Here is a 12,950-nt window from a genome sequence, read left to right as displayed (position 1 = left end):
TACCTCTGTTAAGTGGTGATTATCCACTCTTTTCTGGGTGTCCGTCATGTCGGGGTAAAACCAAACCGGCAGTTCGCCCCTTCGCGGCCTGACGCTCAAGCTGCCGCGCGGTTCGTGCGCCGCTGCGGCAGGCGCTAAAGCGCATGATCGGTGTATTCCCAATTTGTGATACTGATTACGATCTCGCATTTGAGACCATGCGCGAAAACATGATCCCGTATCATGAAGAGTATGGCTTGCCATGGAATCAAGACTGGATTGATAGAAACTTTAGGCGCAACGAGAATTATTCGATTTTCAGCTCCACAAGCTGGATTGGATTCCTTTCCATAGAATGGCGCGATAGCGATCTATATATTCATACATTGCAGCTTTCGAAGTCAGCGCAAGGTAGCGTCTATGGTGCAAGGATCTACGAATGGATTCTGGAGCAAATGAATGTGAGAGGTAAGGACAAAATCACATGTAAAACGTTTCGAGGTTCTTCAATGATTGACCTTTACACGCGAATGGGATTCACAGAGGTGGCAAATGAAAACTATCTGGTCACACTAGAAATGCGCATTAACAAGAACAGGCAAGTGGGACGCCTTTACAGCGCCCCCAGCTGTAGGCGTTAATGAACGTCCGCTCCTGGCCTATAAGCGAATATGAATCTTTTTAGTACAGGCACCAAAATGATGTACATGGGTATTGTGTTAAATAGAGGGCAGCTACCGTCTCCCATAGTGGCCCTCTGTCTATCCTTACAGAAACCTAAAAATAAGGGAGTGCCATGAATTGGGATGCAATAAGCGCCATTGGTGAAATTATAGGCGCGGCGGCCGTGGTCATATCTTTGCTTTTTCTCGCAGTTCAGATTCGTGACCAGAACAAGGAGGCACGACTGTTAGCAATGCACAATATGTCGCGTGAGTTACGTGATGCTACAAGGACCTTTGCCAACGAGGATATAACGGACATATTTGTGCGCGCCACGAGTCTCACGACAACATTACAGAAGCAGAATCGGTCCGGTGGGCCATCTTGAGCACTAACTTTTCCGTGCCTGGGAGAACGCTTTTCTCGAAAATAAGAATGGCCATCTTGACGGCAGTGTATGGGACGCCCTTTCGCAAGACTACAGCCAGCCCATGGTAGCCCCGTCATTTCAACACATCTGGAATTTACGTAAAGAAAATTACGACCCAGACTTTCGCGCTTATGTGGACAACCTACAGTTACAGCAGGCCTATGTGACGCGCTAATTGCGGCGGCCGCTTTGAAGTGAGAGCGGTCGTCCCCGTGCTCAATTTTTTGCAGGAACTGAAAGGCTCGCTTTCGACCAGCAGCGGGAGTATTTGCAACGAAGCGATCAGCGTTCGCTCACATCAGTCAAACCTGCTGCTCATAAAGAAACAGAGTTTATTTTTCCACCGGGGTCCTTTTCGTATATCGAATGGTGAAGTCTCGCTCGAGCATTCAATGAATGCTATGTAAGCTATGCTGAGGAGCCGCTTCTGCTCACGAACCGTTTCCCCAGCGTCTCCGCGGAGTTGACAATCTGTGCAATGGCAGCCGGATTGCGTCTTCGTAAAAAATGAACGTTTACAGTTCTATAGCTGCCGCCCGATTCCCTGTATAGCCATGGTCCTCGCAGAGCCTTAACCTAAAAGGGGCCTCGCTTTACGCGAGACCCCTGGCTTTTCGAGCTGCAAAAAGGCTCAGACTGGCGATACTGAAAAACCACCCCAAACAGGCATGTAGTTGTCATCGTAGTGACTTGCCATCGTGCTATGCAGGTCTTCAACGTCCCATTTGGCCTCGCCTTTGGGGTTGATGAAGGGATCGCGCAGGGTGGGGCGCTGCGCCACTTGCACCTGGTTCCCCCAGACGACAAACACTTCTCCGGAAATCTTGCCTGCCTCGGGGGAGGCGAGGTAGCCTACCAGCGGCGCGACATTGGTCGGGTCAAACGCATGGAAACCACCATCTTCCGGTGGTGCGAACAGGGCTGCAGTCTGGCCGCCAGCCGTCATGTCAGTCAAGGCGCGGGGCATGATGACATTGGCCGTCACGCCGTACTTGATCATCAACTGGGCCGCTCCCATGGTCATCGCAATGATGCCTGCCTTGGCGGCAGCATAGTTGGGTTGACCGGCGCTGCCATAGAAAGCCGCTTCGGAAGAAGTGCTGATCAGTCGGCCGTATACGTCAGCACCACTCTTGGCCTTCTCGCGCCAGTAGGCAGTGGCGTTGCGCATGTTGACGAAGTGACCGCGCAGGTGAACGCGCACCACAGAGTCGAACTCTTCATCGGACATACCGAAGATAGTTTTGTCGCGGCAGAAGCCTGCGTTATTGACCAGTATGTTGAGGTCACCAAATGTGTCCAGCGTGGTTTTCATCAGGTTCTCGGCATCACCGCTGTCTGCGCAGTCACCGTAGACGGCGATGGCCTCACCGCCGAAGCTCTTGATTTCTTCAACGGCTGATTCAGCAGCCTCCTTGGCGTCGGGCAGGTCGATGTCGTTGATCACAACACGCGCGCCCTGTTTGGCCAGTTGGATAGCCTCTTCCCGGCCCAGGCCGCGGCCCGCGCCGGTGAGTACGGCAACTTTTCCGCTCAGGTCTCCCATGGGTAATACTCCTTGTATAACTACAATAGTTAAATGCGTTCGATGATAGTGCCGGTGCCAATGGATGAACCGCAGCACATGGCGATGAGCGCGGTGGTCTTATCGGCCCGTTCCAGTTCATGCAGTGCAGTGGTGATCAGGCGCGCTCCGGTAGATCCCACGGGGTGACCGAGAGCAATAGCTCCGCCGTTGACATTTACCTTGTCAAGGTCAGCGTTGTACACCTGCGCCCACGACAGCACCACGGCCGCAAAGGCCTCATTGATCTCAATCAGGTCGATGTCGTTCATGCTCATGCCGCTTTTGGCAAACAGCTTTGCTGTTGCATCCACCGGGCCGTCGAGCAGGTAGTAGGGGTCGGTACCCACCACGCAGTCAGTAACGATGCGCGCGCGAGGCTTCAGTCCGCGGGCCTTGGCTTCTTCTGCGGTCATCCACAGTACGGCAGCAGAGCCGTCAGATATCTGCGAGGAGTTGCCGGCAGTGTGAATGAACTTCTCATCCCCAACGGCTTTGAGTTCGGACAGCCCCTCGCGCGTGGTCTCGCGTAGACCCTGGTCGCGATCTACCGTGCGTGTCTCCCCCGTCGGTTTGCCGTCTTCACCCAGCACGGGTGCCTCTACTGCGAAGACCTCGCGATCAAAACGCCCCTGGTCCCAGGCCTGCTTGGCGCGCAGCTGTGACTGATAGCCAAGGTCGTCGGCATTTTCCCGGGTGATACCGCGGTTGTCGGCAATACGTTGGGCACTGGAGAATTGGTCGGGGGTTGAGTCCCAGGGCCAGCTTTCGGGAATGAAGTAGCCAGGACCGTTGTACACGTTCATGCCCAGGCCTACGCGGCTCATGGCTTCTACACCACAGGCGATACCGATGTTGATGGAGCCGCTCTGGATCATGGAGGAGATCATATGATTGGCGGTCTGGGCGGAGCCGCACTGGTTGTCCAGTGTCGTGCCGCCGGCAGTGTAATCCTTGCCGAGGTTCAGCCAGGCATTGCGCACCACGTTGCCGGCCTGTTCGCCTGCCTGGGTGACGCAGCCGCCGGCCAGGTAGTCCACGTCAGCGTAATCAAGGCCGCTTCGACGGACGATTTCCTCTAGCGACAGCCCCAGCAACTCTACAGCGTGGAACCCGTGCAGTGCGCCTACTCCGGGCTTGCCGCGGGCGATTGGTGTTCTGACTGCTTCTACGATGACTGCTTCACGCATGATTAAACCTCACTTACAAGACGCCGCAGCGCCTGTGGGAAAAGAAGGGACTAAGTCTACTTTAGTGTCGATGCTGGGCAATGACAGATTGCGCCATAAACGTGTGCCTATTCTGCCGTGTTGGGGGGGGCGCCTACAGGCCGGGAAAAGGATATAAGACAATGGTTTAGCTGGTTAGGCCACATGCGGATGACTGCCTGCGCGCGCTCGCCCAACGACCCCGCGCAAGTAGAATACCCGGATTATTGGTCAAGTGGAGAAAGCGAAGTGAAACAGTATCGTTACGATGACGTAGAGGGGATGCAGGCGCTGGTAAGCGACGAGTTTGGTCCCTGGAGTGGTGAGGTAGAAGTGACCCAGGAGATGGTGAATCAGTTTGCCGAGTTGACCGGGGACGACTACTGGATTCATACCGACCCTGAGAAGGCGAAGACAGACAGCCCTTTTGGTTGCACTGTAGCGCATGGCTTCCTGACCCTGGTGCTGATACCCAAGATGCGCTCAGAGCCGTCCTACGAGGTCACTGGCTTCAACAATATGCTCAACTATGGGTCTGACAAATTGCGTTTCACCGGCGTCGTACCCGTGGGCTGCTCTATCCGCAGCCGCAGCCGGATCAAGGAGGTCAGCACGACGTCCAAGGGTACCAAGATGGTGATGGAGCAGCACGTGCATGTAGTGGGTCAGGACGAGCGACCTGCGGTCATTTATGAGCTAATCTTTATCTACATGTAAAGCAGCGCCACTGCGCGCGGTCAACGGCAGGCATTAATGAAAAAACTGGGTCTGGGTGTATTGGTGTTAGTGCTTGTGTTGGCTGCCTACGTGTTTGGCACCTTCAATGCGCGCAAGGTGATTACACTGCCCGAGGCGCAGTGGACGCAGGGTAGCGAGGCGGCGCAGGCATGGCGTGAATTTTCCGCCAGTCTGGAAGCCGCTGGATCCCGAGTCTTTGCCTCGACGACTGCGCCAGCTGAGCGCCTTGAAGGGTTGCAGTACCTTGGTCAACTTGCCTCCGCTTCACTGGAAATGAAGCTCGACAAGGGGAGCCGGGTGCATCCCCGTTTTACCGACTGGATGGGGAACTACCGGAAATTCCTGGGTGACAGCCCCGACGCAATCTACCACTCCGCAGAACTGTCGCCTGGTTATCGCTATGAAATTAGCGGTAACCGCCGCGACGCGAAGTACCTTGGTTTTATGCTCTATGGCCGCCAGATCAATGGCTGGAACCGCGCAGTTACCAATCTTTCCAATGAGCAATTGCAGTTTGATGCCCAGGGCAATTTCAATATCGTGCTCAGCAAACAGAGGCCGACGGGAGGACAGGACTGGCTGCAAATGGAGGACGACGTGCACATGGTAATGGTGCGCCAGTACTACCATGGGCGCGAGGGCAGGGCGGAGGCGAGCTTCACCATACGCAACCTGGATGAGCCCGGGTTCCGTCCCGCCGGCGATGACGGAATTGCCGCGGGACTGCGCGCGGCCAGCGCGTTTTTCAATGACACCGTCGATGGCGCGATTGCCCTCGCTGAGATATTTGCCGATGCACCCAACACCTCGGAACCTCCAGCCAGTTACAGTGGTGATTTTGGCGGTATTTTTTACCCCACTTTTGACAACGAGTACTTTGGTGGCTGGTTCTACCTGGCGGATGATCAGGCATTGGTTGTGGAGGGTGCCGTGCCCGACGCCAGTTACTGGTCAGTTTCCCTGCAAAACCGCTGGATGCAGTCCCTGGACATGGAGCGGTATCAGGTGGCGTTGAATGATCAACAGATCGTCACTGAAGGCGGTCGCTACCGCATCGTTGTATCCAGGCAAAAGCCGCCTTCGGGGAATTGGCTGGATACCGCGGGCAAGCCCGAGGGTTTGTTGTCGATTCGTTACCAGATGAGTACCGACAGCGAGAGGCCAACGTTCAAACTGGTTCCATTCGATCAGCTGTGAGGATCAGCTTGAAGTCGTCGCACGGTGCAGTTTCAAGGGCAGCAGCAGCGCCGCCGCTACCACGCAAAACCCGGTGAACAGGTAAAGCGCCGGCGTGTAACTCGCGTAGGTATCAAACATGCGCCCGATCACGGTAAAGCTGGGCATCACGCAGAGCGTGATCAGTGGCCCCATCAGGCCCATGGCTCGACCATAGCTGATAAGGCCAAAGACCTGCGCCATGAGTGCGCCCCATACCGGGAGCATGCCGCCAGCGGCAAGGCCGAGCAGCGACGCGCCGACAATCATCAGCGAATGTGAAGACGCCTGGGCCAGGGTAATAAAGGCAATCGCTACCAGGCCCTGCGCCATCCACAATGCTGCACGCAGACTGAATTTGTCCGCCGCCATGCCGAACAACAGCTTGCCGACGAAACCGAATATCGCCACCGCCATGATTAGCGTGGAGGCCTGTTCCTTGCTGCTGCCCAGGTTCACCGCATAGGGTGTCAGGTTGGACAACACTGCCGTGTAGGCGCTGAACAGTAAGCCCAGGCTTAAACCGACGAACCAGAATGCGGGAGTGCGCAGAATATCGCCCATGTTCATGTCCTGGTCTGCACCTGGCGTCATACCCTCAGGGCTCGGCTCAGGCAGGAGGCCAACATCTGAGGGTCGACTGCGAATACCCACAAGTACCACGGGCAATACAATCAACAATACCGCCAGTGCCAGGTTTTCCATTGCGCCCCGCCATCCCACGGTGCCCAGCCAGTAGCTGATGAGTGCGGGTATGACGACGCCGCCCACGGAGGTGCCGATGGCGGAGACTCCCAGTGCACGGCCGCGACTGGCGGTGAACCAGCGTGAAATGACTGCCGATGCAGACAGGGAGCCGACCAGGGCGTTGGCTACGGCCATGGTCAAGGCGAAGAAAACAATGTACTGAATCAGGTTGGCGCTGTTGGCCACAGCGTACAGACCTATGGCGTAGAGCGCAGCGCCCACGCCCATGAGTGTGCGCACCGAATAACGATCGATTAGTGCGCCACCCACGGGTTGCATGAACAGGCCCAGGAAAGTAGCAGCGGTGAGACTGTACATGACCTGTTCCAGGGATACGCTGAATTCAGCCCGAATTGGCTCTACCAGCAGGCTTACCGCATAGGTAAAGAATCCGATAACAAAGAGCTGCGCGACAAAGCTGCTACCGACGATCCGCCATCCGTAGTACATAGGGTTCACCTTTTCTCAATGATTATTGTTGTAGGCCCACCACCTCGCGGTGGTGGGCTTCTCAAGTGATCGCCGCGTTGACCCGGTTACCGATCAGTAGTCCAGCTTGCCCAGCAGCGCGCCACCCGTGGGAATACCGACGCCCGAGGTGACCAGCGCATGGTTGATATCCTTCTCCGGCTGGTTGCGGGATTGCCCGCGCACCAGCCGGGTTGCCTCGACTATGCCATTCACGCCATGGATATAAGCCTCGGAGAGCTGGCCTCCGTGGGTATTGGTGGGCAAGCGCCCGCCGGGGCGCAGTGCACCGTCGAGGACGAAGTCACCGGACTCGCCGAAGCCACAGAAGCCCCAGGCCTCCAGTTGCCAAAGCACGATGGGTGAGAACGCGTCGTAAATTACGGCAGCGTCGATATCGTCGACCGACAACCCGCTCATTTCAAAGCAGTTCTTCGCCGCGATCTCCATTTCCGGGATAGCGGCAAACTCCTCGCGATAGAACGATGTCATCTGTTCCTGGTCAGGCGCGGCCGCCTGGGCGACACCACGCACGGCAACGCCTGGCTGCTTCAGATCGCGGGCACGCTCTGGAGTGGTTACAATTACGCAGGAGGCACCGTCACTTTCCTGGCAGCAATCAAACAGCTGCAGCGGGTCGGCAATCATTCGCGATGCGTCGTATTCGGCACGATCAAACGAGCGGCCGTGGAAAAACGCATTGGGATTGTTGATGGCGTATTCGCGGGTACTGTGGGCCACTTCAAACATGGCATCCTTGGTCACGCCGGTCAGGTGCATCCAGCGTTGGTTGAACATGGCTACCCAGGAGGCGGGCGTCAGCAGGCCGTAGGGCATATACCAACCCCAGTGGATCGCATCGGCAGTCATGATTTCGCCAGACACCCCACTCGAGAACCGTTGGCCGGAGCGACCGTTGAGTGCGCGATATACCGCCACACATTCGGCCATTCCGGTTGCTACTGCCATAACAGCCTGGTGCAAGCTGCCGGTCGCCGCGCCACCCCCGTAGTGTGACCGACCCCAGAAGGTCAAGTCGCCACAGCCCACGGCGCGGGCGACTTCAATCTCGTCGTTGCTGTCCATGGTGAAAGTGGCGAATCCATCGATGTCACTGGGCTTCAGACCGGCGTCATCAATCGCGCCTTTTACCGCTTGTGCGGCCAGCGATAACTCGGAGACCCCTGAGTCTTTGGAAAACTTGGTGTTATGTACGCCGACAATCACGGCCTTGTCTTTGATATTAGCTACCACGGCTTATCCCTCCACCGGCAGTGCTATTTGCACGCCGCCCTGCATATGCATGCCCCAAATATTGTTTTCCCCGGTTACTGCAACGTCTACCAGGCCGGTTTTTTCGTCACATGCTGTCACCTCGCCGGTGACTGTCATCACCATGCCGGGAACGTTGGGGGCGCCCAGTTTAACGTCCAGCGACTTGATGACCGCTTCCGGGCCGCTCCAGTCGGTGACAAAGCGGCTCATGATGCCCTGGCTGGTGAGAATGTTCATGAACACGTCCGGCAGGCCAGCAGCCTGTGCAACGGACTTATCGTGGTGAACCGGCTCGTAGTCGCGGGTGGCCAACGCACCGGCCACAATGAGGCCGCTGGTGATGTCGATGTCCAGTTTGGGAAGTTGATCGCCAACGCTAACGTCGGCGAGGCTCAATGTTTTGTAGTCACTCATTGTCTCGCTCCTGTTTACGCGGGATAGAACTGGGGCAGCATGGTTTTCTCATCTACCTGCTCCACCTTGCCTTTTACTTTCATGCCAATCGCAATGTCATCGAAGTCACAGCCAACAATGTTGGACACGATGTTGGTGCCTTCACCCAGTTTTATCACCGCACAGATCGGGTCGGCCGGGTAGCCGGGTATCTTCGGGTGGCGTAACGCGGTGAAACTCATAATCTCTCCGTCGAGAGTGGACTCAATCGAGTCCCATTCCATCGACTGACACTCGCCGCACATAGGTCGGGGAGGGTGACGCAGGGTCTGGCATCCCTTGCAGCGCTGGATGAGCACCTTGCCTTCGTCCACAGCATTCCACCACCAACCGTTGTCGTGGCCGCGCGGGGAGGCGATGCGAGTCGGTACCTGCAATTTATCATCTGACGCAGAAGCGGCTGGCTGCTCCTGGGGGATAAACTTCAATACCCGAAAGCGTTGGACGCCTATGGTGTCGCCATTCTGGTCACTGAACGTGGCCAGTGTTTCAAAGAAGTAACCGGGACCGCGGGCAGTGACTTTTCGCTCGGAAATGTTGTCAATGACCATCTGTACGTAAACGGTGTCGCCGGGGCTTATTTCCTTGACGTACTCCTGTTTTACGTTGGTACCGAGCACGCCGGTAAAGCCGTGATCGTTGAGCATCTCGGCCATTTCTGTCTGCGGGTCTGATGCGCGACCAGAGCTGGCGACCGAGTAACCCTCCTGGTTCCACACGTACATCATCGCCGGCGGCGCGATGGTCTTGCCGCGACGGCTCTGGGCAGCCCACTCCGGGTCGGTATAAGCAGGGTTGGTGTCGCCCATGACTTCCGTCCAGTGACGGATCATGGTCTCGTTTACCGCATCCTTGGCGGGCTTGCGTGAACAGACCTCTACGCCCACGTAGGCATAAAGCTTGTCCTCGAAGACTTTTTGCTCTTCTGGTGTCATGTGTAGGGCTTCCTCCTGATGCCCCATCCATCATCCCTGCGCGGGCGATAGTCCAGTGGGGCGGTTTTCTGGCTTCCCGCCTGTGCCTGTGCGGGAATGACGTTAAAGGGTCTTGTTAATAGTATTAATGTGCCGAGCGAACTCGGCACAGTGTGGCTGCCTCAGCGATGTTGAGGCATACCCAGGCCGTGGGTGGCCACCAGGCCGCGAAGTACTTCCACAACACCGCCGCCAAAGGTGTTTATGGTCGCGCGGCGATACTCATGTTCCAGGTTGCCATGCAATACAGCACTGTCGCTGTCTGCAGAAACCAGGGCGTGGGGCCCCACCATGTCCATCAACAGGCGACAGATCTCCAACATGATCTCTGTGGAGTATACCTTTATCGCCGAGGGGAATACCGCATCCATTTCCTGCTGGTCCAGAGACCAGGACATGCGTGCGTTCATCACCCGCATCGCTTCCAGGTGCGAGTAGACTTCTGCCAGGCTGCGCTGGGCAATAGGGTCATCGATCACCCGCTCACCATTGGGGCCGCGTTTCTCGCGAGCCCAGGTCAGCGCGTCGCGGAACAGTTTCCAGCCCTGTATCCCCCACGCGGCAAGGCCCACGCGCTCGTGGTTCAACTGCTCGGTTATCAACCGCCAGCCGCCATTCTCCTGCCCGATGATCATATCCAATGGTACTTTGATATTTTCGTAATAGGTGACGTTGGTGTGCACGCCTCCCATTGTGTGTATATCGCCGCGAGAGAAACCAGGGTCAGATGTATCGACCACAAGGATCGAAATCCCCTTGTGCTTGGGCACTTCAGAATCTGTGCGCGCCGCCAGCCAGATATAGTCGGCGCCCTCGGCGCCGCTGGTGTATACCTTGCTGCCATTGACCAGGTAATGATCCTCGTGCTTTACAGCCGTTGTGGTGAGTGCAGCGAGGTCGGTACCGGCGCTGGGCTCGCTGTAACCGATGGAGAAGTGCAGTTCACCGGCAGCAATACCGGGAAGGAAGCGTTTTTTCTGTTCCTCGGTGCCGCGACTGATGATTGCAGGGCCTACAGTGTTGAGCGTGACGAAAGGGGTAGGGGCACCGGCCAGCAGTGATTCCTCATAGCGAATCAATTGTTCTGACTCGGTCAGCCCGCGGCCACCATATTCCTCAGGCCAGCCCACCGCGAGCATGCCGTCCTTGCCCTGCTGCCGAATCAGTTCCTTGTACAAGTCCCCGCTCTCGGCGTTGCGCAGGTCCTCTCGGTACTCCGGTTTAATCAGCTGGCTGAAATAGGCGCGAAACTCTCTGCGCAGTTCTTTTTGGGCGTCAGTGTATTCGACAAACATTCTGCTGGTCCTCCTATCGAGATGTAACAATAATATTGAAATTGAATTCAAATTCAACTATTTTATTGTCCATGGTCAAAATCAACGCCAAAACCACAGAGTCAGTCAGGTCTCTCAGTCCCAGGGGGGAGAAGGCCCGCGCCAAGCTCATGCGAGCGGCGCTGGTGGTGCTGGAGCGTGAAGGCTTTCACCGCATGCGTATTGTCGACGTAACGCGTGAAGCGGGGGTGGCCCAGGGGCTTTTCTATCACTACTTCAAGGACCTCAAGTCGTTGACAGTAGAAGTGCTTACCGACTTTGCCCAGGTCAGCCAGGACGCCCGGGAAATTGAGCGAGGCGTGGAGCCTGGCGATTGGTACGGCCGCATCTATGCCCACAATTTGCTGGTCGTGCGCAGTTACGCCCAGCGGCCCGGGGTCATGCGCTGCCTCCTGCAGCTTGCCGATGAAGACGCCGAGTTCGGCAAGGTGCTGCGCGATGCCTACCGCAGCCAGTTGATGTGGTTGGTGGAGCGTATGCCGCGTCTGTTTCCGGCTGCGAACTTCTCGCAGCTTCAGGCGTTGATGGTGGTCTACTCGTTGGCGGGAATTGGCGAGGGGCTACTGCGTGAATATTTTATCAACCAGAGTGAGTCCTTGCGCGCAGCTGAGTTGTCTGTAGAAGAGCTGGCCGAACTGCTCACCACCATGTTTTACAGGGCACTGTTTCTGGAGCATCCAGAGCAGGAGAAATTGAATTACACACGGAATCTGGCTGCTATGGCCAGAACACACTGAGGTAGAAAACGATGGATTTTAATTTCACTGAAGACCAGATCGCCATTCGTGAGTTGGCCTACCAGATATTCACCGACCGGGCGACTGACGAGTTTATGCTTGCTTTCTCACGCAGCGGCGAAACCTATGACGACGCATTGTGGACAACCCTGGCCGAACAGGGTCTGTTGGGTATCTCGGTGCCGGAGTCCGCGGGCGGCAGCGGCCTCGGCCTGGTGGAATTGTGCATGGTACTGGAAGAGCAGGGACGCCGCGTAGCGCCGGTACCGCTCTTTGCTTCTCTGGTACTGGGCGGCCTGCCCATCGGTGAATTCGGCAGTGAAGAACAGCAGTCGCGTTGGCTGGGTGCGCTGGCTACCGGTGAGGCAAAGTTCAGTGCGGCTATTGCAGAGCTGGGAATGTCGGACGCGTTGGCGACCAGCGTGTCAGCAAAAAGAGAGGGCGATGCCTGGGTGTTGAACGGCGAGAAAGCCGTTGTTCCTGATGGTGCCGTGGCAGATTTCATCCTGGTGCCAGTGGAAACTGAAGATGGTGCCAGCAGCGTGTTTGTCGTCGACACCAGCGCGCAGGGCGTCAGCGTCTCGCCGGTCACCATCGGCATGTCCGGTGAGCGCGCTGCCCAGCTCTCCCTGAGTGGAGTGCGCGTCGGCGCGGATGCGCTGCTTGGCGAAGCCGGGCAGGGCGCCGAGATTGTGGGCTGGATTGAACAGCGCGCCAATGTCGGGCATTGCGCACTGCAGGTAGGCGTGACCGAGGAAGCCATGAAGCGCACCGCTGCCTATGTCAGCGAGCGCAAGCAGTTCGGCGTTGCGCTGGGATCGTTCCAGGCGCTGGCCATGCGCATGGCGGACAGCTACATCGACGTTGAAGGCATTCGCTCTACCTATTGGCTCGCCATGTGGCGCCTCAGTGAAGGTCTGCCGGCGCAAGCAGAAGTGCGCGCTGCCAAGTGGTGGGCCTGTGATGCCTCGCACCGCGTGGTATGCACTGCCCAGCACCTCCACGGCGGTATGGGAGCGGATGTGGAATATCCTATCCATCGTTTTTACCTGCTCGCCAAGCAGATCAGTTACTCCCTGGGCAACGCCGCACAGCAGTTGGAAAAGTTGGGCCAGCTGCTGGCGAGCGACGATGCGCTGGGTTTCAGCGCGTTGGAGGTCTAGGA

Annotated in this window: 12 protein-coding genes; 5 read left to right on the top strand and 7 right to left on the bottom strand. The window is 57.0% G+C overall.

Annotated elements, in window-relative coordinates:
- The first annotated feature begins 143 nt into the window (after nucleotides 1–143).
- Nucleotides 144–620 carry a GNAT family N-acetyltransferase gene (locus C0039_RS10500; RefSeq protein WP_101518025.1) on the top strand — a complete coding sequence of 159 codons (477 nt, stop codon included), beginning with the start codon at nucleotides 144–146 and terminating at the stop codon, nucleotides 618–620.
- A gap of 1,083 nt (nucleotides 621–1,703) precedes the next feature.
- Here C0039_RS10500 and C0039_RS10490 read toward each other — a convergent pair.
- Together C0039_RS10490 and C0039_RS10485 are read right to left on the bottom strand one after the other, a co-directional pair.
- Complete coding sequence (locus tag C0039_RS10490; protein WP_076001160.1) at nucleotides 1,704–2,618, bottom strand: SDR family NAD(P)-dependent oxidoreductase; 915 nt, start codon at nucleotides 2,616–2,618, stop codon at nucleotides 1,704–1,706.
- Nucleotides 2,619–2,647: 29 nt separating this feature from the next.
- Nucleotides 2,648–3,826 carry a steroid 3-ketoacyl-CoA thiolase gene (locus C0039_RS10485; RefSeq protein WP_076001161.1) on the bottom strand — a complete coding sequence of 393 codons (1,179 nt, stop codon included), beginning with the start codon at nucleotides 3,824–3,826 and terminating at the stop codon, nucleotides 2,648–2,650.
- 267 nt (nucleotides 3,827–4,093) lie between these two features.
- Between C0039_RS10485 and C0039_RS10480 the strand changes: the two genes are divergently transcribed.
- On the top strand, nucleotides 4,094–4,561 hold the full coding sequence (locus C0039_RS10480; protein WP_076002390.1) for a MaoC family dehydratase: 468 nt from the start codon (nucleotides 4,094–4,096) through the stop codon (nucleotides 4,559–4,561).
- A 36-nt stretch (nucleotides 4,562–4,597) separates the two neighbouring features.
- Nucleotides 4,598–5,779 carry a DUF1214 domain-containing protein gene (locus C0039_RS10475; protein ID WP_101518023.1) on the top strand — a complete coding sequence of 394 codons (1,182 nt, stop codon included), beginning with the start codon at nucleotides 4,598–4,600 and terminating at the stop codon, nucleotides 5,777–5,779.
- Between the two features lie 3 nt (nucleotides 5,780–5,782).
- Here C0039_RS10475 and C0039_RS10470 read toward each other — a convergent pair whose 3' ends face one another.
- The 5 genes from C0039_RS10470 to C0039_RS10450 form a co-directional block, all read right to left on the bottom strand.
- Nucleotides 5,783–6,994: an MFS transporter gene (locus C0039_RS10470; RefSeq protein ID WP_101518022.1), complete on the bottom strand. Its 1,212-nt coding sequence runs from the start codon at nucleotides 6,992–6,994 to the stop codon at nucleotides 5,783–5,785.
- 93 nt (nucleotides 6,995–7,087) lie between these two features.
- Complete coding sequence (locus C0039_RS10465) at nucleotides 7,088–8,266, bottom strand: lipid-transfer protein (protein WP_076001164.1); 1,179 nt, start codon at nucleotides 8,264–8,266, stop codon at nucleotides 7,088–7,090.
- 3 nt (nucleotides 8,267–8,269) lie between these two features.
- Nucleotides 8,270–8,701 (bottom strand): MaoC/PaaZ C-terminal domain-containing protein, encoded by a 432-nt coding sequence (locus C0039_RS10460; protein ID WP_101518021.1) that lies wholly within the window; start codon nucleotides 8,699–8,701, stop codon nucleotides 8,270–8,272.
- Nucleotides 8,702–8,715: 14 nt separating this feature from the next.
- The gene (locus tag C0039_RS10455) at nucleotides 8,716–9,675 is read right to left on the bottom strand and encodes a bifunctional MaoC family dehydratase N-terminal/OB-fold nucleic acid binding domain-containing protein (RefSeq protein ID WP_076001166.1); all 960 of its coding nucleotides are present in this window, start codon (nucleotides 9,673–9,675) and stop codon (nucleotides 8,716–8,718) included.
- Between the two features lie 161 nt (nucleotides 9,676–9,836).
- The gene (locus C0039_RS10450) at nucleotides 9,837–11,009 is read right to left on the bottom strand and encodes an acyl-CoA dehydrogenase family protein (RefSeq protein ID WP_101518020.1); all 1,173 of its coding nucleotides are present in this window, start codon (nucleotides 11,007–11,009) and stop codon (nucleotides 9,837–9,839) included.
- A gap of 35 nt (nucleotides 11,010–11,044) precedes the next feature.
- On the opposite strand from C0039_RS10450, the gene C0039_RS10445 reads away from it, so the two are divergent.
- Together C0039_RS10445 and C0039_RS10440 are read left to right on the top strand one after the other, a co-directional pair.
- Nucleotides 11,045–11,785, top strand: coding sequence for a TetR/AcrR family transcriptional regulator (locus C0039_RS10445; RefSeq protein WP_133125979.1), 741 nt, complete (start codon nucleotides 11,045–11,047; stop codon nucleotides 11,783–11,785).
- An 11-nt stretch (nucleotides 11,786–11,796) separates the two neighbouring features.
- Nucleotides 11,797–12,948, top strand: a complete 1,152-nt coding sequence (locus C0039_RS10440; protein WP_101518018.1) for an acyl-CoA dehydrogenase family protein — start codon at nucleotides 11,797–11,799, stop codon at nucleotides 12,946–12,948.
- Nucleotides 12,949–12,950: the final 2 nt, after the last annotated feature.

Origin of the sequence: Pseudohalioglobus lutimaris (assembly GCF_002866825.1) — a bacterium.
GTDB lineage: Bacteria > Pseudomonadota > Gammaproteobacteria > Pseudomonadales > Halieaceae > Halioglobus > Halioglobus lutimaris.
Note: the sequence above shows the minus strand (reverse complement) of the source record. Positions and strands in the feature narration are given on the sequence as shown.